This is a genomic window from Aliirhizobium wenxiniae, assembly GCF_019511445.1.
Taxonomy (GTDB): domain Bacteria; phylum Pseudomonadota; class Alphaproteobacteria; order Rhizobiales; family Rhizobiaceae; genus Neorhizobium; species Neorhizobium wenxiniae_A.
The window spans coordinates 34,620-56,074 of record NZ_JAEUAN010000022.1 but is presented as its reverse complement, the minus strand read 5'-3'; the positions used below and the strand labels follow the sequence as shown (position 1 = coordinate 56,074).

Genomic DNA, 21,455 nt, shown 5'->3' with positions numbered 1-21,455 from the left:
GATAAGCATTACGCTTCGAGCGCGATCATTAGAACGTAAAGGGAACGAGAATATGTCCGGCTCAAACGATCAAAAGCCCGTAACAGATAATAGTGCGCTCAGCACGGACGCGGCGGAAACGAAAGGTTTCTAGTTCAAATCCGCCGAAGGCTGGACCTAGGTGGCGGTCGTGGCGGTCAGAGACATGTGTCGCGGCGACGCATCCCTCGAGGCCTAGGTGCGGATGGACCACGCAAGGCCGGAGAAGTGGAACGAGCATCCCAGTCGCTCGTTGATCAACCTGAACCGTTTCCACCGCGCACGGCGAATGGGAAACGGCAGCAGGAGGAGTCCAAATGACCGATCGCCTAACCATGCAGGATCCCCGCAACCAGTACCCAAAGCCCCCCTTCCCAGAACAGCCGCAGCCGGTCCCCGGCATTGCAGGCGAGATGGATCCAAGGGCGGACCATGGCGAGACGAGTTACAAAGGCTCCCGCAAGCTCGTCGGCAGGAAGGCGCTGATCACAGGCGGCGACAGCGGGATCGGCCGAGCAGCGGCGATCGCGTATGCCCGCGAAGGTGCCGACGTCGCCATCTCCTATCTTAAGAGCGAGGAGGGTGACGCTCGCGAGGTCATCGATCTCATCGAGGCCGAGGGGCGAAAGGCGGTGGCATTGCCAGGCGATATCACGGATGAGAACTGGTGCAGGAAACTGGTCGAAGAAGCCGTATCCGCGCTGGGTGGCCTGGATATCCTCGTCATCAACGCCGGACGTCAGCAGTTCCGTGAAGACATCTCCAAGGTCACCTCCGAAGATTTTGACAAGACCCTTAAGACGAACCTTTATGCGATGCACTGGATCACGCAAGCGGCGGTTGACCATCTGCCTGCAGGCGCCTCCGTGATCACCACGGCCTCCGTGCAGGGCTACGATCCATCGGCCATCCTTCTCGATTACGCGACAACGAAGGCCGGAATCGTCGCTTATACGAAGGCGCTCGCGGCGCAACTGATCAAAAAGGGCATCCGTGCGAACGTCGTCGCCCCCGGCCCGTTCTGGACTGTGCTTCAGTCTTCCGGTGGCCAGCCACAAGAGAAGGTTACGAAGTTCGGCGAACAGAGCAAGTTCGGACGGCCGGGCCAGCCTGTCGAGATCGCTCCGATCTATGTTCTGCTTGCCAGCCAAGAAGCTAGCTACATCACTGGCGAAGTCTACGGCGTGACCGGTGGAGCCGGGATCGCCTGAGGCTAAAGCGGAGGCGGCGGATGGCCGTCTCCCTCACCGCTTGGCAAGGCGGCAGTATCGCTTTAATTTTTTTGACGGCCCTGGTGCATAAGATCAGGCGACAGTCTTCCGCGCTGCTCAGACAGCTTGGGCTTGTTCAAGCGGCCGCTGAGCATCAAGTAATCATGGCCTAATTGCTCTCTTTCATATCATTTGCCTAATATTCGCGCTTAGACGGGAACTTACCCGGTAGAGCGACGTTTCTTGCGGCGAATCTATAGGGAGTTCAACACATGTCTGGTCCAAACGCACGATGGAATGAACCTGTCGAGCTCACCTCCCCGTCGGGCTCGCTGAAGGTAAGCGGTCCTTTCGAGGCACTCGCGCACATGACGGAGAACTGGCCGGCTCAGCAAGGGCTTGATTTCGTCCGCGCCCGCAGTGCTTGCCGCGGCGCAATTGCGGGTCACAGAACTGTCGATGAGGCGCGTATCGCCTTCGAGGCGGCGGCCAACGAGGCCCGCAAGCAGTTCGATCTCCGCCGACATTAGTCGGCAAAAGAGCATCGGGCCATATAGCTCAATGCCTTACCGTAGCCCAGACTACGTCGAGCATCTAAAGTGTTTCAAGCTAGGGGGTGTCTCATCGAGGCACCTCTCGAGGTTGATCTGCTCTCTATTGCAACACGTTGCAACACTACGATGTTCCTGATCTACAGAGTTCCAGCTGAGGACGCCCGCTCCATGAAGATATTCGGCATCGCCTACGCCGGCACGCTCATCTCATTCTTGCTGGTCGATGCCATCTGGCTCGGGCTTATCGCCAAAAACTTCTACCGAAACCAACTCGGCGACATGATGCTTCCATCTCCAAATTTCGCGGTCGCAACAGTGTTCTATCTCTTCTTTGCCGCGGCGATTGTCGTACTTGCTGTCCGACCCGCTTTGGATTCCGGCTCGGTCTGGACCGCTGTCGGCTACGGCGCCGTCCTAGGTCTGGCCGCCTACGGCACCTATGACATGACGAACCTCTCGACGCTTAAAGGGTGGCCGATCGCTCTGACCCTCGTCGACCTTTTATGGGGTACGGTGTTGACGGCTGCTGCAAGCGCCTGCGGGTATGCAGCGGCTCGATCCTTCGGGTAGACCGTCATGATCTACTTCACGGGCGACACGCATTTCGGCGATACGCGCGTCCTGCGCATCGACCGACGCCCGTTCTCCGACATGGCCGAGCACGACACAGCACTCATCTCCAACTGGAACGATGTTGTGGGAGGGGATGACGACGTTTGGCATCTTGGAGATTTCATGTCAGTCAGGGCTGGACCCTGCGCCGAGCTCCTCGCCAAACTGAACGGGCGCAAACATCTTATCATTGGCAATAACGATCCGGAGGAGACGACCGGCTCAAATGGCTGGGCAAGCGTCCAGCATTATGCAGAACTCCGTGAAGCCGGACATCATCTCATCCTGTGTCACTACGCCTTCCGGACATGGAATCAGATGGGAAAAGGATCGATAAATCTTCACGGCCACTCGCACGGAAGATTGAAACCAATTCCAAGGCAATTCGACGTTGGCGTCGATGCGCAGGGGCCGCGCCCGGTATCACTGGCGCAGGTGCTGTTATCGCGGCGCAAATCATAGCGTCGCGAGTGAACCAAGCCGGCCGGCAAATTGACAGCTGCTGGCAAGTCGCGACCTCCCATGTCATGAAGCGGCGTATGCGAGATAAACTGCGAGACATTGGAAGATGAATGGATAGATTTGCAGAAACGGAAAACGCACTTGTCGCGCGACTACGCGTCCTCAAGGCAACTCCGGACATGTCGATTAACCTTCTCGACGTCCATTCACCCTTGGAAGCGGCCGGCTTCTCTCAAGACGAGGTGACCGCCGTCCTCAACGCTCTTGAGCAGGACAAGATCTTAACCGTCGTTCCGGGCGGGAGGCTGCTTATTTTGAAGGAACTTCCGCAGGTCTGAAGTCACGCTCCGCCTCCGAGGCATTCCCTTAACCGCCTAAGCCTTCTTTAGCGATCCAGGTTTATGAGCCGCTCGCTTTCCGGATTTCTCGCTTTCGACGATCATTTGTGGATCTTCCTCGGATGCCTTGACCTTGTGGCCCTTGATATGCGTGTCCGAGGTTTGCTTTCTGATGACCTTGCCCGTCGTCGTTCCCTGGCTTGTCTCCCACGAGACCTTATCGCCCTTTTTCAGATTGTCGTTCATTGAGCTCTCCTTAGTCCGGGCTGACTGTAGATGGCGGCCTGATGTTCGGCGCCTCAACGGGTTTCGGGTCTTGCTTCGCGAACTCTTCATCGGCTTCCTGGTTGACCTTTGTCACGTCATCGGATGCCTGCTCTGCCAGCTCGTGCTGTTTCTGCGCACGTCTCCAATGGTCCTCGTGCGCTCCCTCTGGGCGACCTTCGTCCTCCCAGATTTTGTAGGCCCGCTCTCGTTGCTGCTGTTCCTTTTCATTCATGACGGTCTCCCTTTGTTGCGGAGAGATAACTTCCGTGCGCCGCTGTTGTTTCCGAAGAGCAGGGAGGAAATCAAGCATACCGCCTGGCCGCCGTCTTATCCGCCCGATGGAGGCGGTTTTTAGCCGTGGCCGAGGCCAAGTTTTACACCGTGACGGACGGGTAAGGACGCCCGCGGCCCTTTCGGCCACGGACCCTCATCGGCGACGAGGAACGAACGCGCTTCCAGAAGGTTTGGGCCAGACCAGTTCTAGGAGGATCCAATGGCTTCGATGACGATGGAAGAGCTTTCGAAAAAGCTGAGCAAAATCGACTTTTGCATGTTCAACACAAATGGTCCCGAAAGCATTGTCAGCAGACCGATGAGCAACAATGGGGACGTGGAATATGACGGCGACTCATGGTTCTTCTCGTACGTCGACACAAAGAAGGTCGCAGATATCAACCGTGACACCGGGGTCACGCTGAGCTTCACCGCTCCACCGAGCATGCTTGGCAAGCCGGGCATTTTCATTGCCGTAAATGGACAAGCGGAGCTGATCCGTGACAAAGCCCAATTTCAAGAGCATTGGACAAAGGATCTTGACCGGTGGTTCCCAGAGGGGACCGACACCCCCGGCATCGTCCTGATCAAGGTCTCGGCTCAAGCAATCGAATACTGGGACGGTGAAGAAAACGGGCGACTGCAACTGGCGATCGTCGATGCGGTCGCGGCGGGTGCAGTATGAGAGGCAGAACGTAAGCGGCGTTTGAGCCCTCCGCGACATTTCAAAATACCTGGCAGAACTACACGAGGCCATAGATATTGCCAGTCGACCGCTGGAGCGACTGAAGGATGCCCAGTCGGAAGGTATCAAGGTCAACTAGGGTGAGACATGCTCAGCTGCGCACCCTAGCTGTCGAAGCCTAGCGGTTACAAAACTCTGTCCTGGCAGCCTTAGATTCGCCTCGTCGAGTGAAGGGGGCCGGAATGCCCGAAAAGCCAGCGTGAAGCTGTTGAGGATCGCTGCACTATTCCTGCTGACGGCATGATTGTCGCGATGCTTGATCTATAAGCCAGTTGGTAAGTTTGCCGCCATCGCGATCCTTTCTTCATGCGGACCAGCACGAAGCCGCCTTTTTGAGGCGGTCGCCGTCTTCACATCGCCTTTCTTAAGGACGCATCGGGAGACATCTGGCTCCCAGCAACCGCGGTTCCGGTCGATTTCAAGGGCAAGAAATGCGATCTCTCTCAAAACCATGTGCGAATATTGAGAACATTGCTCGGTCGCTATCACCTGACAGATCCTAAAAGGACCATCTGATCGAGCATACATCTAAAGCGCTGGCGGATAATCCTGACGTCTTTTTCGATAAGCCCGTCGAAAAGCCTCGCGCCGCGCTATCGAACAACCTGAAACGCCCCCTTAGCGCAAGCGTCAACTGCAAGATGTTCGAAAATCGGTTGGTTTCAGCCCTTCACCCCATCATCGAGCGAAACCGCCAGAATAATAATGATTAGAAGTCAAAACCCAACATGATCAACTCGCTAACTAGAGTGGCTCCTGCGCGTCCGAGCGAGACGCGTGGGAGTACTCCGTAAATATCCGTGAATTCGCGGCGTTTCAGCACTCCCTAGAAAAAGGGGTGTGCGGCTGTTCCGCCGAAATTGAATATACTAGTTGCCGTAACACTCAACCTGCCCATTTCCGTGGCATGGTTCAGAGCGAGATCACCTTACCGATAGACACACGAGGCAAGTCAACCCTGCCGTATGAACCTGCTGAGCTAAAGGAACGCGGCAGACAGGATCGGGAACACTGCGATCAGGAAGAGGCCAATGAGCAGCGCGCCGATATAAGGCCAGATTGCCTTCATCGCCTCATCCGGCGCAACGCCCCCGATCTTGCAGGCGATATAGAAGCCGATGCCGATGCCGATCGGCGGGGCAATCAAACCGATATTCATCGCAGTGACGACAACCATGGAGTAGTGTACGTCGTTGATGCCAAGGGTTTTCGCGATTGGGAACATGATCGGTGCCATCAGCACGATTGCCGGAAGACCTTCCAGCACGCAGCCGAGCACCATAAAGATCAGAACGGTCACGCCCATGAATGTGAGCCAGCCGCCGGGAAGACCCGTAACCGCCTGCGTCAGCTTGAAGGCAAAGCCCATCTGGGTGAGCGCCCACGCCATCGCCGAGGCGCAACCGAGGATGATCAGGATTGCACCGGACAAGGCCGCAGTCTCGACCAGCATGCCGTAGAGTTTCTTGAGACTGATGCCACCGTAAAGTGTCGCGCCGATAATCAGTGCATATAGCACAGCAATGGTTGAGACTTCCGTGGCCGTTGCCACGCCACCGCCGACAGCACTACGGATCAGGAACGGCAAAAGCAGTGCTGGCGCCGCTATGACGACCGCCTTCCAGACCGTTTTGACTGAGGCTCGCCTGACGCCTTCCATCGATTCATGCCTTGACTTCCATCGGGCGAGAACGGCCAGCACCAGCAGCAGAACCATGGCGATCGCAAAGCCGGAGGTGAACAGGCCGGCAATCGAGACACCTGCTGTCGAACCGAGCACGATCAACACGATTGAGGGAGGAACCGTTTCCGCCATCGCGGCGCCGGTTGCCAGCAGAGCGATCATTTCCGGCGGCTTGTGGCCGCGCCGCTTCATCTCCGGAAACAGCGCCGGCGCGACCGTCGCCATATCGGAGACCTTGGATCCGGAAATGCCCGAGACGAGAAACATTGAGCCGAGCAGGACATAGGACATAGGACATAGGACATAGGACATGCCCGCCTTCACATGGCCGAGCAATGAGGCAAGCACTTCAACGATCGCTTTGCCCATGCCGGTCGCATCCAGCACGCAACCAAGCAGGACAAAGATCGGAACAGAAAGAAGGATGATGCTGGACATGCCCTCATCCATGCGCCCGATGATGACGAAGGTCGGCATGGAAGTGGTAAAAGTCAGGAAGGACAGCGCACCGAGACCGAAACAGAAAGCGATCGGCACGCCCATGGCCAATAACAGGCCCACGCCGAAGACGAGGAAGATGACGATATTCCAGTTGCCGAAATAGGCGAACACCGGCTCGAGCGCAAAAAGCGCGCCCCCAGCCACCTCGACGTCCAGCCGCTTGTCGTCGGGGTTGAGTGATGGTCCGCGGGTAACGGCCCATGATTTTAAGACGCCATCAACTTCGAGGCGGCGATCTTAATGGAGCCGTGTCGCATCATGCTTCTGAATGACAAACCGGAGCCGGTTGGACGGCCTGATCTCAACCTCTCCGGATGGTTCTCGGGTTTTCTTGAAATCGCGCTTGGCTTGATAGGCAGGAACCTTGCTGGACATCACAGGTCACCGGCCAGTACCGTTGTCTTCGACCGACTGCATATTCGATTTCATCACAAATCGGTCGACAAGCGCTCTTACCGTCTCTTCTTGTCCCAAGTCATCGATTACGGGGATCGGATCGGATGCAATCGCTTCCAGGACTTCACGCCCGGCTCCCGCTTGGGACGCATCGAGAAGGGCTTCACGCGTCTCCCTCTCGGATTTTAGCTTGAGATAAAGCGCGTGGATTATCTGATCTCGGACGTGGAGATCGGTCTTGCTGTGTTCGGGCTTTTTCGGCGGTGTTCTCATATCTCAACAAGACGCTGGCAGACGGCCGGTTCCATTCGATCAGTAAAATCCAGCCACTACACCTCTAGTCCCGTGTGGGCAGGAAATTTCATAGCTGTTCACGCGGACGTAACAGGTTTGGTGAAATTCGAATCAGTTTTGCAGCGGCACCAAGGCTTTGTACGAGGGTTGGAATGAGCACCTCAGGGACTAAACACCTAAGAGCTGACTCTCACTCACGCGGATCTTTGTTCCGTCGGCGGGTCGGTGGCGGGAGCCACTCCATCGGCACCGCCTGCAGACTAGAGCGGAACATTTGCCCATCCGTCAGGTTACTCCTCCTCAATGGGAGGAATGAAAATGATTGATCGGAAGGTCGTTGAAAGTTCGACGAATGCGCGTCAGGGAAACACAGGAAGGCCTGTGCTGATCGTGCTAATTGCTGGCCTTTGCCTCGCAGCTATCGCTTGGGTCGGCGCTGAGTTTTGGGGTGAGGCGACCGATGCTCCCGCCGAACAGACTGCTACACCGCCCGCCGGTGACAACACTCCAAAATCCGCAGCAAGCCCGAGCGAGACCACGACGACGCCAACCTCGGTTGATCGGACGCCGCATGCCGACAGTGGCACTGGCGGATCATCGCAAAGCAACGCACCCTCCGGAAATACCTCAAAGCCATGAGGGGGACAGTGAGCATTGACGCCTGCAATAATCCAAGACGAGAAAAGGTTAGACAGACTATGTAGTGACGTGTTTGCGAGGCGGGCAAAGGCGCTGTGTGCTTGCAGACCCCTTAAAGGGCTTATTGCCTGTTACGTTTGCGTTGACGGATCGTCAATTCATGCGCGATGAAGATAGTGACGTGCATGCTGTGACTGCATGGACGAAATATCCGCTAAAAGGAATACCTGAGTATCATCACTGAGTGACTCCCACACCAAGCCCGGCTCCCAATCCAGGCTTTGCTTCGTTCATTCCGAGGGTGCAATATTTAGCTCTGATCTGTCCTGCCGCCTTCGCTTTCGGAGGACTTGAAATTCGCCATGATTCGTAATGTGGCAAATGTCGCGACGGATAGAACAATAGCAGTATCGAAGGCACCAAGCCCGACAGCGGCACCAATTGCGCCGGTAGCCCATAAACTCGCAGCAGTCGCCGTTCCTCGGGTACTCGATTTTCCGACCAGGATCGCGCCACCGCCGATAAAGCCGACACCATTGATAAGTCCTTCCACCACGCGCGCGGTTGCCTCAGCGTTACCGACCGTCACCGTTTCAGCCGCTTGAATAAATCCGCAGGCTGCGATCGCCACTAGGGGAAATGTTCGCAAACCTGCGCTTCTCTCGTTGCGCTCTCGATCCCAACCAATAGGTAGAGCGAGCAGATAAGCAAAAACGAGGGCTGCCAGATGAGGCAAAAAGTCGAGTTCTAGCCTGAGGCTCGGCACCAAATCGATCATTACAATCCATCCCCATAACAGAGCGACCGACTTCGCGGATCGCCAATGTTGCAAACGTCCGATCAATCAGAAAGTTACACAAAATTGGCTCGGCTATAGTCGGTATGCCGCCCCATGCTGGATAAGGTCAGCGACGAATTCACCATATCGAAAATAAATCTTCATCTGCGAGCCTCTGTCTCAGGGATGACCGAAGAGAAGTTCAGATCGACGGCTAAAGAAGTCAAAAGCGCGTGCCCGGTATCTAAGGCGCTGGCGACCGTCCCTATCGGGTTGGACATCACATTCATATAGGAAGTGTAATTTATGGCTCCGTATAGCTTACGGCACGGACCCTTAGACTGCGGTCGGCGGGATCTCGCGAAAATACAATAGCTCCCGAGGATTTCGACTCGGCCGGGACGTAATCGAACGATACATCAATCGTCTCCATGACTTCGTCACGGTCGACAATCTCTCCACGGACTACAACTGCCGCAGCCGTCGCAGCCGAACTATTGGCTATATCAAAGGTTACTCGATAACCATCTGTAACGGGTGACCTGCTCGTTATGACAACAGTTAGGGCCGGCGGCTGATGACTGTCCGTGACCGCCTCCCAGAAAATAAGACCAACCATGAAGAGCACGAGGACACATGAGGCAAACCCTGTCACCCATTCGACCCAGTGAGCCTCCCTGCGCTCTATGCTTGACTGCGAAGGCATGTGTTTCCTCTAAAGTATGAGCCGTGCCGCTGCGGCTCCTATGGCACCGGGAAAACTCAGGACGACTGATGACATCAACATCTGGCTGAACGCCTGGTCATCAAGTCGGCCGAACAGCCACAGAACGAAAACGCTGACAGCCATGGCCACCACATAGCCAGGCAGCGTAAATCGGACCAGAACATGCCACCAAGGCGTGTTCGCCGGCAATTCGTGCGACCCTTTGAAAGACACGGCATAAACAAAGGCGTGCATGATTGCGATCGATGCCACTATCGTAAATAAAGCATGCCAGGCAGTCATCTTATAGGAGATGAGGATCACTTCCTCCGTCGGAGCTACGTTGAGGTTGAGAAATAGCGCGCCGACGGACATCAGGAAGAGCTCGTGGCCGTAGCTGCCCGATATCTCGTCGTCAACAGCGCCCTCACCATCACCACGGTTATCCTCTTTATCCTCATCCGAACTGGATTGGCCAGCAAGCTGCGATCGTCCCAGCAGTGCACCGATGCTCGCGGCCACGGCCTGGATAGCTATCTTTCCTGTTAATTCCGACATCGGCATGGAGGGCTTGAGATCGCCAAATAGGGTCAGGATGAGAGCACTCATCAGGATGCCCAGACCATAAGCGATCAGTGCGTCGCGAGTGGCCTGCGCCAACGTGTAGGTCTTCTCGAACCCAACGCTATGTGCCAGCGCGATCAAGAGAGGAATATTCACGAGAACGAGAACCAAAAGTCGCTCGCGCTGCATGTAGAAGCCGAGCTGCCAGAGTTCCATCGTCATCAGCATGGGCAACCCAAAAAGCAGGGCTCCCGCCGCTCCTCGGCCTATTCCGATGAGGAACCTTTGGGAACCCTCATCGAAGATGCCCGTAACAGGACCTTCCACCTTCCCCTCCCGATCAAGCCGCCGACGTCGGCAAATTCGCCAGCAGATGGCTGAATTGCGATTGACCGAAGGCCTTCCGGCACCGCTAACGGTCGATATCGACAAAATGTTCCCGCCGTATTCGAGCTGCCGATGCACGGCGCGATCCGCTGGGGAATATCCTCATTCGCTCGGTAGCTTTAGCTTTGGTCTGGACAGGATAATCGGGAACCAAAACCGCATCGAGCCATTATCACGCTCGTTACAGCCGGAGCGATTTTATGAAGATAACAGAGTGGCTTGAGGACTCGATCCACTTTCACGGCGTTATTGCCACTCAAGCTGACGACGAAATAGATTTTGCGATGTTAGCGGGGGCTCTCAGAGCTGAAGCGCAATATGCAGGATTTTCTGTAGAAGCGCTGGAAGCCGCCTGCGGCGGCGATATCCCAGCGCATCTCATGGCGCATGCGCATGTTGTCAATTTGGATGGAAGATGGGGAAGAATATGAGCACAGGCGGTAAAGCTCGATCAAGCATGTATGTTTTTGTTAGCATAATCTTCGTTGTAGGGCTTCTGCTAGCTGGCTACTACGTGTTCGGCAAAACTCCCGGAGAGACTGAAGCCACCCCGGCATCAGAGGTAGTGAATCCAAAGTCGTGACACTCATCGTGCGTTCTGCAGCTAACGCGCCAATCCGATGAACGGCGAACCAAGTATGGAACGTTCACCACTTTCCATAGTTAAGGCAGCCGCAACGGAGGTTTCATGCAGAAATATTTCTTCCATATCAGGCAGGATGGCGTGCTCACCGAGGATCCGGATGGATCGGAATTTGCGACGTTGAATGAAGCACATGACTACGCCGTCAGTTCCGCGCGAGAAATTCTTGCCAACAAGGTCAAAAATGGGAAGATCATCGACGGTGACCGCCTTGAAGTCGTCAGACCGGATGGATCATTAGCGCTGACTGTTCCGCTCAAGTCCGCGCTGAAATTCGATTAGTCAGCATGCTGAAGACGTCGATGCGATTGCCGCTAGCGCATCGTCGCACGTAGCAACCGTTCCACGCTATACAGGAAAGAGATCCCAGTCGACGTCCTGATGACCGAGAACGGCGGCGGATATAAGATCTGCCGCGATCTTTGCAAACGTTATTCCGTTCCCTCCAAATCCCATCGATACAAAGACCCGCCGCATCCCTGGGGCAAGCCCGATCATCGGGAGGCCGTCAGGTGTTACACCGAACGCGGCCGACCAAGAAAATTCAGGTTTACCGAGCGAAATCCCGGTCAGGTCAGCCAGCTTTTCGGCAAGAACTTCTGTCTTGTGTTGGATCTTTGTCGGATCAAGGTAGGCAGCTTCGCTCGACGGCCGTTGCCGATCTGCGCCAAACCCGCGAAGCCTTGTCGTGACCGATCGTCCGCGCAAGATGATGAAGCGGAATATCGATCTCGTGCTGAATCATGGCAGTGCTCGCGGCGCTGCTGCCGCGAACAGGATGGCGGCGGTCGATCGTCAGGACGCGCAATCCTTTTCCGCAGAGTGAGTGGGCCATGAGGGCACCGCTGATTCCGGCACCCACTACTATGACATCGAAATGATCGGATGATGGGAGCTTTTTGGTGACGATAGATGTCCGCGGTTTGGCGAGCCATAGGGGTTGTGCGTGTCGAAGCGGCTGCTGATGCCTGAGCGCCCCTGCGGGGTCGCGCTCGCCGCTCCCCGATTTTGAGCGGATCTGCGATGGTACCATTATGGACTAGCTTTCGCATTGCGACCGTAAACGGTTGCACGATGACGTTCCAGGTAACACGCTGCCTTCGATCGGGCCTTTCGGCTGATACGATTTAGCCTGGATGAACCAAACAGCCCATCTTCGTCGATCCTAACGTTCAAATGAATTTCTCCCATCTCTTGTATTAAAGATAGGAGCAGCGTGTTCCGCTGGAAGAGCGATGAACGTACGCAGTGGTCGGCCCCAGACATTTAGTGGAACACCAGATATGCCGAGAGTGTTGTCGTCTAAATCGGAGGAACGACAATGCCCCAGTTGAAAGACTTACATCCAGAGCTTGCCGGAAGTTCTACAAGCGGCACGACATTCGGCCGATCCATGGAGAGCGAGAGCCAGATCGCTGACTCTGCATCGCCGAAGTTCGATGGAGAGACGCTCAACATCTACCGGCTTGAGCCGATAGCCTCTGCACGTGATCCTGCGTGGGAAAACAAACCGGGACACGGTGTTGTGGTTGTCGCGGCACGGACAGCTGGAGACGCGCGAATAGTGGCCGCGGAAAGAGAACTGGATTTCATGGAAATCGACGCCGCTCCGGCCGACGATGTCTCGACCCGGACCGCAAGCGCGTTCAGGGATGAGAAGCTCTATACAGTTGTCGAGGTTGAACACGGGCGGGGCGACCTGGTTCGTGGGGTACTTGAAGGCGATATCAGGATGGATGTTATCAAGCCTCTTCGCATGTAGCGCGGAGGTCCATGACGGCGGATACTGCCTTAGGCTGATAAAGCAAGATCGCCCACAATTACCGACCTATCGCGTGGACGACGGAGACCCCGTGACCCCACTGTGACGGTTGCTCTTTCGAGTAGAAAATCCCGAAGACCGTACAAAGCGATATGACGAGGAACCGGGAAGTTTCAGGAACGTTCAGGCGATACCAACAACGTGTCGTTTATCGGAGGTTATCATGGGTCGCGGTATTCTTCTTTGGCTTCTCGGCGTGCCTTTGCCGATCGTCATCCTTCTTGTTCTGTTTATGCGCTAGGAGAATGACATGCCTCTCTATCAATCTGGCGTATCAGATGTCGGAGTGGAATCTTCGACACCGGCTTTGAGTTGGGGTCCCGTAATAGGTGGCGCGGTCGCAGCAGGAGCCACTGCGCTCATTTTGCTTCTGTTGGGGGCCGGTGTTGGTCTGACGATGGTGTCGCCATGGGCGGGCGAAAGCGCTTCATTCACCACAGTAAGTATCACCGCAGCAATCTGGTTTGTCGTAGTGCAGTGGCTGGCTTCCGCCCTCGGCGGTTATCTGACGGGACGGCTGCGCACGAAATGGGCCGGCGTGCATTCCGACGAGGTGTTTTTCCGTGACACCGCGCACGGCTTTTTAAGCTGGGCGCTTGCAACAGTGGTCGTCGCAGGGTTGGCCGGGTCTGCATTCACAAGCCTTGTCGGTGGTAGCGTTCAAGCCTTGGCATCTGCTACCTCGTCCGCGGCGATCGTAGGCGCTACATCCGCCAGCGTCGACAAGTCGGGTCCGGACGTGGCGACGGGGTATTTCACGGATGCCCTACTTCGTCGGCAGGATCTGCGCAATCGCGCCCAGACTGACGATGCTGCTGCAGTCGCGGAGGTTTCCCGTATCCTCCTCAATTCCGCGACAGCTGGTTCGATGCCGGACGAAGACAAGACCTACCTGTCGGCAGTCGTGTCGTCTCGCACCGGGCTCACACCCGAGGAAGCGACAGCGCGCGTCGATTCTGTGCTGCAGCGTATCGATCAGGCAAAAGTCGAAACGCAGGAAGCAGCAGACAAGGCCCGCAGATCAGCCTCCACAGCAGCGATGCTGGGAGCACTCTCGCTCTTGGTAGGCGCCTTCATCGCTTCTGCGGCCGCTGCACTTGGAGGAAGACAGCGGGACGACGAAGAAGCGGCATTTATCGCTAAATTCTGACAAGCTCTACGCGTCGGCGATGACGATCTAGCCGACTCAAATTCGCAGACCTTCCTACAGTTGCCCCGCACATATTCGGCAAAAAACTCCAGTGCCGTGAGGCGCGCGCCGGAGATGGGTGTCGAACTTCCGGAATATGCTGAGACATGCTCATGAGTGATGGCAAAATCGACCCGGAAACTGACGAACTCGCGACATCACGGGGTGCCCAAGCCCCTCTGGAGGCGGACGAAGAGCGATCTGAGGCCGAGCCGGTACCCGAGGCCATCGAACCCGATCGTGCGATGTCACCCGAGGAAGCCGAGCAAGCTCGTAAATCTTATCTGTTAAAGCGCTTCTGGATCAGTGCGCGCGGATATTGGAGCCGTCGTGGTGACCGCCTGGCATGGCCGGTTTCCATTGGTCTCCTCGCACTCATTGGTCTGAACGTCGGCTTCCAATATGGGATCAACGTGTGGAACCGGGAAATTTTCGACGCGATCGAGCAGCGCGATGCCGCGTCCGTCTATTATCTCGGAGCCCTGTTCCCGCCGCTGGTGCTAGGCAGCGTAGCCTTGGTTACCATTCAGGTATTCGTCCGGATGCTGATCCAGCGACGTTGGCGTTCCTGGCTGACAAAAGCATTGATCGCACGCTGGCTTGCCAATGGTAGATATTACCAGTTGAACCTGATCGGCGGCGACCATCAGAACCCGGAAGCACGAATATCCGAAGACATGCGGATCGCAACCGAGTCTCCTGTGGATTTCGTCTCAGGTGTCATTTCAGCCTTTCTCTCCGCCTCGACCTTCATCGTCGTGCTCTGGACGATTGGCGGCGCCTTGACGCTGCCTATCGGCGGATCATATGTTACGATACCGGGGTTCCTCGTCGTTGCAGCGGTTATCTACGCACTCGTGACGTCAGGCTCAATCGCTTACATAGCCCGCAACTTCGTGCAGGTCTCCGAGGTCAAGAACCAGGTCGAGGCCGAGTTTCGCTATACACTCACCCGGGTCAGGGAAAATGGCGAAAGCATTGCTCTGCTTGGAGGTGAAGAGGAAGAACGGAACGATCTCGACAGAACATTCCAGAAGGTGCGTGAACAATGGCGCCAGCTTGCTCATCAGTATATGCGCACCACGCTCGTCTCGCACGGATCGATGCTGATCGCACCCGTGGTACCCGTCTTGCTATGCGCGCCAAAATTTCTCGATGGAAGTATGTCACTTGGTGAAGTCATGCAGGCTGCATCGGCATTTACCATCGTCCAAACGGCCTTTGGCTGGCTGGTCGATAACTATCCCCGTCTTGCGGACTGGAATGCGTGTGCTCGCCGCGTCGCGTCGCTGATGATGTCGCTGGATGGCCTCGAACGCGCCGAAACCAGCGACAGCCTTGGCCGTATCTCCAGAGGAGAGGCTGGTGACAATACCATGCTCAGTCTTCGTGATCTGTCCGTGTCCCTCGGCGACGGTAGAGCCGTGGTGAAGGAGACCGAAGTTGAGATCGAGCCGGGCGAGCGGGTGCTGGTAGCCGGGGAGTCCGGCTCTGGCAAAAGCACGTTGGTGCGGGCGATCGCGGGGCTGTGGCCCTGGGGCGAGGGAAGCGTCAATTTCCGCGCCGACGCTCGATTGTTCATGCTTCCGCAGAAGCCGTATATTCCAACAGGATCGCTTCGCCGTGCGGTCGCCTATCCGCAAGAAGCGGATCGCTGGAGCACCGAGGACATCGGTTCAGCACTGGAGAAGGTCGGGCTCGGGCATCTCAAGGACAAGATTGGCGATGAAGCCCCTTGGGACCATACTCTGTCCGGCGGCGAGAAGCAGCGGCTGGCGTTTGCCCGGCTGCTGCTGAATGCTCCGGACATCGTTGTGCTGGATGAGGCAACGTCTGCGCTGGATGACAAGAGCCAGGACAAGATCATGGAGACGGTCATCGATGAGCTGCCGGATGTCACGATACTGAGTGTTGGTCACAGAGCGGAACTTGAGGCATTTCACAGCCGAAAGATTACTCTCGAAAAGCGGGACGGCGGCGCAAGGCTTGTCAGCGACGTGGACCTCATTCCGAAGAAAGGGAAGCGGATGTCGATTTCCCGGATCTGGCGGAAGTCGCAGGGTCGCTACTAATCCCAGCACAAACGCGAGCCTGACCTTATAAAGATGGCCCCCTCGTTGCGTTTTCCGCTTCATGGAGCGGCAAGTCTTCGATGGTCTTAATAATATCTACGAAGGACACTGGGATCGGCGATACCCATTTTACCCAATCGTTTTGATCAACGAGAGAGGCCGTAAAGCGGTCGAAGGTCAGTCTAAAAGTCTTGGCAACATCGGCCGGGCTCGCCAGGCAACGGTAGGTCATATCAAGGGCGGTGACCTTGTCTCGCGAGACCTCGAAAACCAGAACTGCCCGTTCTGTGAACTTCTGCGCATGGGCCTTGAATTCATCCAGTTGTTGACGACGCAAGCCGGCATCGTCTCCCGCGACGAGCAAAATCCATTCAGGTTTGCAATTGGATTCAAACAGAGCAGACATTTGGCGAACCTTCGCAGCGAGATTTGACGAACGAACAAGCTACACCGCAGCCCTTCAGAACCGACGGCAACAAGGAATGTTCCTTGCACGCTGGACGCGCGGTCGCTCATCTACATCGACCTATCTCCGGCGCGCACGCGATGCCACCAAGGTGAACCATTGACAAAAAATCTGATGTGAGAGGAATCGAGAAGCCGTTCACCTAGATAATGGCTTTGATGAAGTTCATTAACAGGCATCAATTTATCTCAGCAATGACAGCGAGTAGCGTGTATGTCGACGTTCACCGGTACGCGTGAGCGCACCGATCTCCACGAGTTGCTGGAGGTCGCGTGTTGCTGTCGCGCGGGATGTGTTTGTGATCGAGATGTAGTTTTCTGCACTTAGGCCGCCCTTGAAGCCCGCTGTGCCTTCCTTGAAGATGCGCGCGATCACCTTTTCTTGCCGCTCGTTCAGTTTGGCTCGAAACCGGTCGTAGAATTTTGCTTTCTGAATGAAGAAATCTATGCGCTCAAGCGTTGCCCGTTGAGCATCCAGTATCGTCTCCGAAAAGAAAAAGATCCAATCGGTGATATCAAGCGTGCGCTGGTGGCGCTCAAGCTCGCAATAGTAGGCCTTCCGGTTCTTCTCAATCATGAAGGAGAGTGAAATGAGGCTTGGTTGCCCAATGTTCTGCGCCAGGGATTTCTCAGCAAGCGCGCGCCCAATTCGACCATTACCATCCTCGAATGGATGAATGCTTTCAAAATAAAGATGACCCACTGCTGCACGCGTTAGAGCTTGAAGCGGTGTTTGGCCATCCGGCCCGGATCGATTGAACCATTTGATGAAGGTCTCCATCTCAGCTTTAACCTGGCGAGAAGGGGGAGCCTCGAAATGGATTGTGGGCTTATCCAATCGACCTGACACGATCTGCATCGCGTCTTCATGCTTGCGGTAATCACCAATCGTCTCAATGTATCGATTTCCCGCCATCAGCATCGAATGCCAATGAAACAATTCTTCACGATCCAACGGCTTATGCCAGTTTCGATAGACATCTGCCATCATCTCCGCGATCCCGCGTTCTTGGGGGCGGATCTGCCTATCGTCAGTGTTGAGGCCGAACTGCCGGCGGAGCGAGGATTGAACACTTGCGCGATCCAGAAACTCCCCCTCGATCTCTGAGGTCTTGACCGCTTCGTCGCTCAGCAATTCAATGCGAAGTTGATTGCTGTCATCCTCATTGAAATGCCGGACGGCACCAATAACCTCGCCGGCGGTCCGCAGGAATTTCTGTTCCAACGGTATCACGCTTGCTGCATCATACCTGAAATTTGGCCATTCGGCATGCTGCCAGTTCCATTTCATGAGCTATAGCCAGCCTTTCTATAACTCACTATTATTGCCATAGATGAGTTATTGCAAGTCCGTCTATCGCTCAGCACCACATCTTCAATCAAGTCTGGGAAGCCGCATAAGGCTGGATGAAATGTTCGGCTCGGATGTTAGCCACGACCTACATCCGAGATGACCTCATCGTCTCCCTCTTGAAAGGATGTGAACCGGAGATCCGCGTCTCAGGATAAGCTAAGGTGTTGAAAGTACTTGCCAAAGCTCTCGGTGAGCGTCACCCTCCCTAAATTTACGTCACAGAATGATGTGATGGAGTTCTTTGGCAGTCGACAGGATCAAGATCCGACTGCGGTCCCGTTGCAAAGACGGTACGGTGGTGAAGAGTGGATTTGCCAGACGAGCGCCATATATGAGCGGTAGGGTATCTGTGCGGACGAGAAAACCAAAGCTTGGCTCACAAGCATATGATTACCTTTCATATTTACTCTTCGTTGCTGAAGGCCCTATGAACCGTCCGACTGTCGACCTCACCAATTGTGACCGCGAACCCATCCATCTCCTCGGTGCCATCCAACCCGTAGGTTTCCTACTGGCACTCACACTCGACTGGATCGTGGCGCGCGCATCCGCAAACATCAGCGAGTTTCTTCCTGGGGTACATGAGGGCCTGATCGGGCGGCCTCTCAATGAAATATTTCTATCCGAGACGATCCATAGCCTCCGCAACCGTCTGGCGACCATTCGCGGTGCAAATGCGGTGGACAAGATCTTCGATACAAAGCTGACCGACAATGGCCCGCTATTCGACATCGCCATGCACACATCCGGAGGGCAGATCGTCATCGAGGCTCAGCCGTCGGCGGACCGGCATGGCGACACCACAAGCATGGTGCGGTCGATGATCTCGCGCCTGGAGTTTATGGAAGAGCCGGAGGCATTCTATCGAGAGGGGGCCCGGCAGGTTCGGGCCCTGACCGGGTTCGACCGGGTGATGGTCTACAGGTTCGCAGAGGACGGTTCAGGCGAGGTCGTTGCTGAAACTTGCAAGCCAGGCATCGGATCCTTCAAGGGGCTTCACTACCCGGCAAGCGACATTCCGGTTCAGGCTCGCGAACTCTACAAGCGCAACCTGCTCCGCGTGATCGCCGATGTCGACGCCGTTCCGGTCGCTATCGAGCCGGCACGCGACGAGAAGGGACAGTTGCTCGACCTGTCCTATTCGATCTTGCGATCCGTCTCACCGATACACATCGAATACCTGAAGAACATGGGCGTTCGCGCCTCCATGTCGATCTCCATCCTCGTTGACGGCGAGCTCTGGGGTCTATTCGCCTGTCATCATTATTCTGCCAAATCACCGACCTTCGAGATCAGGTCGGTGTGCGAGTTGTTCTCGCAGATGTATTCGCTCCGCCTGGAGAGCCGTGAGCGTAAGGAAGTGATGGATTACGAGCGACGTGCGCGCGACATCTCCGATCAGCTTCTTGGCGCGGTCGCGACCAACGAGATGCTCCTCAATGATCCGGAATGGCTTGCCGGCATTCTGACCGATGTCATTCCGGCCGAGGGCGTCGGGGTCTGGATCAACGGCAACTACGCCTTCTGGGGCACGACGCCGTCCACCGATCAGTTTGCCCGCATCGTACGCGCCCTGAACAGTGCTGCAGCGACCCGCGTCTTCGCCACCGACGAGATCGCTTCACTCGTGCCGGAGGCGGCCGAATACACCGACAGCGCGGCCGGTATGCTCGCCATCCCGATCTCGCGCTCGCCGCGCGATTACGTCATTATGTTCCGTCGCGAGCTCGTTCGGTCTGTGAGGTGGGCAGGAGATCCACATAAGCCGATCGAATACGGGCCTAATGGTCCGCGCCTTACCCCGCGAGAAAGCTTTGCCGAATGGCAACAGCTCGTTAAGGGGCACAGCCTTCCCTTCACCGCGCCTGAAAAGCGCGTTGCGGAAACGCTCCGGGCTACGCTGATCGAAGTGGTTCTTCGCTTGGCCAGTGAAGCAAGCGCCCAGCGCGATGCGGCGAACCGGAAGCAGGAAGTTCTCATCGCCGAACTCAACCACCGGGTCCGCAACATCCTCGGCGTAATCCGCGGATTGATCCGGCAGGCCAAGCCTTCATCTGATAAGATCGAGGACTTCGTTGACCTCGTGGACGGCCGCATCCATGCATTAGCGCGAGCCCATAATCAGATCACGGATGATCATTGGGGACCGGCTCCAATCGGAGCCCTGATCGATGCGGAAGCACGTGCATTCCTGGATGATGCCAACAGCGGCATCCACGTGAAAGGCGAGCCTGTTCTCCTGAATCCGCAAGCCTATTCCACTATGGCCCTCGTAGTGCATGAACTGGTGACAAACTCGACCAAATACGGCAGCTTGTCGGGTGGCGGCCATGTCGACGTCTCTTGGTCGCGTTCCGAGGATGGCGGACTGAAGTTCGAATGGCAGGAGCGCGACGGACCGCCCGTACAGCCACCGACACGAAAAGGCTTTGGTACCACGATCATCGGTCGTTCGGTTCCTTACGACCTTGGCGGTCAGGCGAAGATCGACTATGCCCCAACGGGCGTTAAGGCCACTTTCCAAATTCCTGCACGTCATGTTTCCGATAAAGCTGGGCCGCAATCGCCCCCGCCTCTCAGGCACACCCGTCATTCGCCGGCCCACCCGACGAGAAAGGTCGAGGACAAGTTTCTCGCCGGGCAGAAGATATTGCTGGTCGAGGACAGTCTTATTATCGCACTCGACGCAGAGGACATTCTGGCCCGTCTTGGAGCAGAGGTGATGACGGCCTCCTCTGTCGAAGGCGGCTTGGAAATCATCGATGCGGATCCGCCCACTCTCGCAGTTCTGGACATCAATCTTGGCGACCAGACGAGCTTTACGGTGGCCGACCGTCTTGGTGAACTCGGCACGCCATTCATCTTCGCAACAGGCTATGGTGAGCAGGCAATACTGCCGGATGAGCATCAGCACCGGACGGTGGTGCAAAAACCATACACCTTGGAAGGGATAGCCCGAATTCTGGAAGAGCTGGTCAGGCCATGACACTTGGGAAAGTCGCGAACCGAGCCGGATTTTCCGACTTCTCTCGCGATGCGGTTGCCGGTCAGGCAAAGCCCATCATTGATGCCGCGTTCCGCGGCAAACCGAAGCGCTCGTGATAACGACTGCTTAACCCACACAAACCGATGACTTCCTGATGATCATACGGTTTGGGGAAGAACACCGTCCTGGTAGGGATTTCAGTATCATCCAACCGGAAATGCCCGGACGTGATGACGATCTCGATCGGCGGCCAGCGATCACGGATTGCTGCCGCCAGTTTGAGGCCACCCATTGACCCTGGCATATCGACGTCGGTGAACACGATGGTGATACCGGTTCTCGCTTCCAGCAATGCGATAGCCTCATCGGCATCGCGCGCTTCAACGGGTTCAAAACCGGCATCCTCAACCATATCCATCGCCATCATCCGCAAAAGCGGCTCGTCCTCAACGACAAGGACAGCCTTTCGATTTGGTTGGTTAAACAGTCCCATCC

Annotated in this window: 23 protein-coding genes and 1 pseudogene; 12 read left to right on the top strand and 12 right to left on the bottom strand. The window is 56.1% G+C overall.

What is annotated here, in order from left to right:
* Positions 1–335 precede the first annotated feature (335 nt).
* The 5 genes from JNB91_RS23455 to JNB91_RS23435 all read left to right on the top strand — a co-directional run bounded on the left by JNB91_RS23455 (position 336) and on the right by JNB91_RS23435 (position 3,195).
* Positions 336–1,229, top strand: coding sequence for an SDR family oxidoreductase (locus JNB91_RS23455; protein WP_220327900.1), 894 nt, complete (start codon positions 336–338; stop codon positions 1,227–1,229).
* 272 nt (positions 1,230–1,501) lie between these two features.
* Complete coding sequence (locus tag JNB91_RS23450) at positions 1,502–1,759, top strand: DUF982 domain-containing protein (RefSeq protein ID WP_220327899.1); 258 nt, start codon at positions 1,502–1,504, stop codon at positions 1,757–1,759.
* A gap of 192 nt (positions 1,760–1,951) precedes the next feature.
* Positions 1,952–2,353, top strand: a complete 402-nt coding sequence (locus tag JNB91_RS23445; protein WP_220327898.1) for a DUF2177 family protein — start codon at positions 1,952–1,954, stop codon at positions 2,351–2,353.
* Positions 2,354–2,359: 6 nt separating this feature from the next.
* The gene (locus JNB91_RS23440) at positions 2,360–2,857 is read left to right on the top strand and encodes a hydrolase (protein ID WP_220327897.1); all 498 of its coding nucleotides are present in this window, start codon (positions 2,360–2,362) and stop codon (positions 2,855–2,857) included.
* Between the two features lie 110 nt (positions 2,858–2,967).
* Positions 2,968–3,195 (top strand): hypothetical protein, encoded by a 228-nt coding sequence (locus tag JNB91_RS23435; RefSeq protein ID WP_220327896.1) that lies wholly within the window; start codon positions 2,968–2,970, stop codon positions 3,193–3,195.
* 36 nt (positions 3,196–3,231) lie between these two features.
* Here the strand turns inward: JNB91_RS23435 and JNB91_RS23430 are convergent, their stop codons facing one another.
* Positions 3,232–3,441: a hypervirulence associated TUDOR domain-containing protein gene (locus JNB91_RS23430; RefSeq protein ID WP_220327895.1), complete on the bottom strand. Its 210-nt coding sequence runs from the start codon at positions 3,439–3,441 to the stop codon at positions 3,232–3,234.
* A gap of 10 nt (positions 3,442–3,451) precedes the next feature.
* On the bottom strand, positions 3,452–3,694 hold the full coding sequence (locus tag JNB91_RS23425) for a DUF2934 domain-containing protein (RefSeq protein ID WP_223218343.1): 243 nt from the start codon (positions 3,692–3,694) through the stop codon (positions 3,452–3,454).
* 261 nt (positions 3,695–3,955) lie between these two features.
* Between JNB91_RS23425 and JNB91_RS23420 the strand changes: the two genes are divergently transcribed.
* Positions 3,956–4,420 carry a pyridoxamine 5'-phosphate oxidase family protein gene (locus JNB91_RS23420; RefSeq protein ID WP_220327893.1) on the top strand — a complete coding sequence of 155 codons (465 nt, stop codon included), beginning with the start codon at positions 3,956–3,958 and terminating at the stop codon, positions 4,418–4,420.
* 1,039 nt (positions 4,421–5,459) lie between these two features.
* Here JNB91_RS23420 and JNB91_RS23415 read toward each other — a convergent pair.
* The 5 genes and pseudogenes from JNB91_RS23415 to JNB91_RS23385 form a co-directional block, all read right to left on the bottom strand.
* Positions 5,460–7,040 (bottom strand): annotated as a pseudogene (locus tag JNB91_RS23415) (TRAP transporter permease).
* Between the two features lie 6 nt (positions 7,041–7,046).
* Positions 7,047–7,334 carry a hypothetical protein gene (locus JNB91_RS23405; RefSeq protein ID WP_220327892.1) on the bottom strand — a complete coding sequence of 96 codons (288 nt, stop codon included), beginning with the start codon at positions 7,332–7,334 and terminating at the stop codon, positions 7,047–7,049.
* A 970-nt stretch (positions 7,335–8,304) separates the two neighbouring features.
* A complete protein-coding gene (locus tag JNB91_RS23400) occupies positions 8,305–8,772 on the bottom strand; it encodes an MgtC/SapB family protein (RefSeq protein WP_220327891.1) in 468 nt (155 codons plus the stop codon).
* A gap of 304 nt (positions 8,773–9,076) precedes the next feature.
* Positions 9,077–9,478, bottom strand: a complete 402-nt coding sequence (locus tag JNB91_RS31730) for a TIGR02588 family protein (protein WP_220327889.1) — start codon at positions 9,476–9,478, stop codon at positions 9,077–9,079.
* Between the two features lie 9 nt (positions 9,479–9,487).
* Positions 9,488–10,369: a TIGR02587 family membrane protein gene (locus tag JNB91_RS23385; RefSeq protein WP_220327888.1), complete on the bottom strand. Its 882-nt coding sequence runs from the start codon at positions 10,367–10,369 to the stop codon at positions 9,488–9,490.
* A 260-nt stretch (positions 10,370–10,629) separates the two neighbouring features.
* Between JNB91_RS23385 and JNB91_RS23380 the strand changes: the two genes are divergently transcribed.
* On the top strand, positions 10,630–10,860 hold the full coding sequence (locus JNB91_RS23380) for a hypothetical protein (protein WP_220327887.1): 231 nt from the start codon (positions 10,630–10,632) through the stop codon (positions 10,858–10,860).
* A 257-nt stretch (positions 10,861–11,117) separates the two neighbouring features.
* The gene (locus JNB91_RS23375; RefSeq protein ID WP_220327886.1) at positions 11,118–11,354 is read left to right on the top strand and encodes a DUF6894 family protein; all 237 of its coding nucleotides are present in this window, start codon (positions 11,118–11,120) and stop codon (positions 11,352–11,354) included.
* 66 nt (positions 11,355–11,420) lie between these two features.
* Here JNB91_RS23375 and JNB91_RS30855 read toward each other — a convergent pair whose 3' ends face one another.
* Together JNB91_RS30855 and JNB91_RS31235 are read right to left on the bottom strand one after the other, a co-directional pair.
* Positions 11,421–11,780: an FAD-dependent oxidoreductase gene (locus JNB91_RS30855; protein WP_223218342.1), complete on the bottom strand. Its 360-nt coding sequence runs from the start codon at positions 11,778–11,780 to the stop codon at positions 11,421–11,423.
* Positions 11,698–11,907, bottom strand: a complete 210-nt coding sequence (locus tag JNB91_RS31235; RefSeq protein WP_262928025.1) for a hypothetical protein — start codon at positions 11,905–11,907, stop codon at positions 11,698–11,700. Before JNB91_RS31235 ends, JNB91_RS30855 begins: the two co-directional genes overlap by 83 nt.
* Before the next feature lie 486 nt (positions 11,908–12,393).
* Between JNB91_RS31235 and JNB91_RS23365 the strand changes: the two genes are divergently transcribed.
* The 3 genes from JNB91_RS23365 to JNB91_RS23355 all read left to right on the top strand — a co-directional run bounded on the left by JNB91_RS23365 (position 12,394) and on the right by JNB91_RS23355 (position 16,155).
* Complete coding sequence (locus JNB91_RS23365) at positions 12,394–12,834, top strand: hypothetical protein (RefSeq protein ID WP_220327885.1); 441 nt, start codon at positions 12,394–12,396, stop codon at positions 12,832–12,834.
* Positions 12,835–13,144: 310 nt separating this feature from the next.
* A complete protein-coding gene (locus JNB91_RS23360; protein WP_220327884.1) occupies positions 13,145–14,044 on the top strand; it encodes a hypothetical protein in 900 nt (299 codons plus the stop codon).
* A 284-nt stretch (positions 14,045–14,328) separates the two neighbouring features.
* Positions 14,329–16,155 carry an ABC transporter ATP-binding protein/permease gene (locus JNB91_RS23355; RefSeq protein ID WP_430736358.1) on the top strand — a complete coding sequence of 609 codons (1,827 nt, stop codon included), beginning with the start codon at positions 14,329–14,331 and terminating at the stop codon, positions 16,153–16,155.
* Positions 16,156–16,180: 25 nt separating this feature from the next.
* Here JNB91_RS23355 and JNB91_RS23350 read toward each other — a convergent pair whose 3' ends face one another.
* Both JNB91_RS23350 and JNB91_RS23345 read right to left on the bottom strand, forming a co-directional pair.
* Positions 16,181–16,561: a DUF4174 domain-containing protein gene (locus JNB91_RS23350; protein WP_220327882.1), complete on the bottom strand. Its 381-nt coding sequence runs from the start codon at positions 16,559–16,561 to the stop codon at positions 16,181–16,183.
* 243 nt (positions 16,562–16,804) lie between these two features.
* Positions 16,805–17,911: a Fic family protein gene (locus JNB91_RS23345; RefSeq protein WP_220327881.1), complete on the bottom strand. Its 1,107-nt coding sequence runs from the start codon at positions 17,909–17,911 to the stop codon at positions 16,805–16,807.
* Positions 17,912–18,401: 490 nt separating this feature from the next.
* Here JNB91_RS23345 and JNB91_RS23340 point away from each other — a divergent pair, with 490 nt between their 5' ends.
* Positions 18,402–20,960: an HWE histidine kinase domain-containing protein gene (locus tag JNB91_RS23340; RefSeq protein WP_220327880.1), complete on the top strand. Its 2,559-nt coding sequence runs from the start codon at positions 18,402–18,404 to the stop codon at positions 20,958–20,960.
* A gap of 61 nt (positions 20,961–21,021) precedes the next feature.
* Here the strand turns inward: JNB91_RS23340 and JNB91_RS23335 are convergent, their stop codons facing one another.
* Positions 21,022–21,453, bottom strand: a complete 432-nt coding sequence (locus JNB91_RS23335; RefSeq protein ID WP_220327879.1) for a response regulator — start codon at positions 21,451–21,453, stop codon at positions 21,022–21,024.
* Between the last annotated feature and the right edge of the window lie 2 nt (positions 21,454–21,455).

Bases quoted from the DNA above. Each gene is read 5' to 3' on its own strand.
- JNB91_RS23375 (WP_220327886.1), top strand. From the start codon at position 11,118: ATGCAGAAATATTTCTTCCATATCAGGCAGGATGGCGTGCTCACCGAG.
- JNB91_RS23405 (WP_220327892.1), bottom strand. From the start codon at position 7,334: ATGAGAACACCGCCGAAAAAGCCCGAACACAGCAAGACCGATCTCCAC.
- JNB91_RS23400 (WP_220327891.1), bottom strand. From the start codon at position 8,772: ATGATCGATTTGGTGCCGAGCCTCAGGCTAGAACTCGACTTTTTGCCT.
- JNB91_RS23455 (WP_220327900.1), top strand. From the start codon at position 336: ATGACCGATCGCCTAACCATGCAGGATCCCCGCAACCAGTACCCAAAG.
- JNB91_RS23380 (WP_220327887.1), top strand. From the start codon at position 10,630: ATGAAGATAACAGAGTGGCTTGAGGACTCGATCCACTTTCACGGCGTT.
- JNB91_RS31730 (WP_220327889.1), bottom strand. From the start codon at position 9,478: ATGCCTTCGCAGTCAAGCATAGAGCGCAGGGAGGCTCACTGGGTCGAA.
- JNB91_RS23360 (WP_220327884.1), top strand. From the start codon at position 13,145: ATGCCTCTCTATCAATCTGGCGTATCAGATGTCGGAGTGGAATCTTCG.
- JNB91_RS23365 (WP_220327885.1), top strand. From the start codon at position 12,394: ATGCCCCAGTTGAAAGACTTACATCCAGAGCTTGCCGGAAGTTCTACA.
- JNB91_RS23350 (WP_220327882.1), bottom strand. From the start codon at position 16,561: ATGTCTGCTCTGTTTGAATCCAATTGCAAACCTGAATGGATTTTGCTC.
- JNB91_RS23445 (WP_220327898.1), top strand. From the start codon at position 1,952: ATGAAGATATTCGGCATCGCCTACGCCGGCACGCTCATCTCATTCTTG.
- JNB91_RS23335 (WP_220327879.1), bottom strand. From the start codon at position 21,453: ATGGGACTGTTTAACCAACCAAATCGAAAGGCTGTCCTTGTCGTTGAG.
- JNB91_RS23430 (WP_220327895.1), bottom strand. From the start codon at position 3,441: ATGAACGACAATCTGAAAAAGGGCGATAAGGTCTCGTGGGAGACAAGC.
- JNB91_RS23340 (WP_220327880.1), top strand. From the start codon at position 18,402: ATGAACCGTCCGACTGTCGACCTCACCAATTGTGACCGCGAACCCATC.
- JNB91_RS23355 (WP_430736358.1), top strand. From the start codon at position 14,329: ATGTCACCCGAGGAAGCCGAGCAAGCTCGTAAATCTTATCTGTTAAAG.
- JNB91_RS23435 (WP_220327896.1), top strand. From the start codon at position 2,968: ATGGATAGATTTGCAGAAACGGAAAACGCACTTGTCGCGCGACTACGC.
- JNB91_RS23425 (WP_223218343.1), bottom strand. From the start codon at position 3,694: ATGAATGAAAAGGAACAGCAGCAACGAGAGCGGGCCTACAAAATCTGG.
- JNB91_RS31235 (WP_262928025.1), bottom strand. From the start codon at position 11,907: ATGGCCCACTCACTCTGCGGAAAAGGATTGCGCGTCCTGACGATCGAC.
- JNB91_RS23440 (WP_220327897.1), top strand. From the start codon at position 2,360: ATGATCTACTTCACGGGCGACACGCATTTCGGCGATACGCGCGTCCTG.
- JNB91_RS23450 (WP_220327899.1), top strand. From the start codon at position 1,502: ATGTCTGGTCCAAACGCACGATGGAATGAACCTGTCGAGCTCACCTCC.
- JNB91_RS23345 (WP_220327881.1), bottom strand. From the start codon at position 17,911: ATGAAATGGAACTGGCAGCATGCCGAATGGCCAAATTTCAGGTATGAT.
- JNB91_RS23420 (WP_220327893.1), top strand. From the start codon at position 3,956: ATGGCTTCGATGACGATGGAAGAGCTTTCGAAAAAGCTGAGCAAAATC.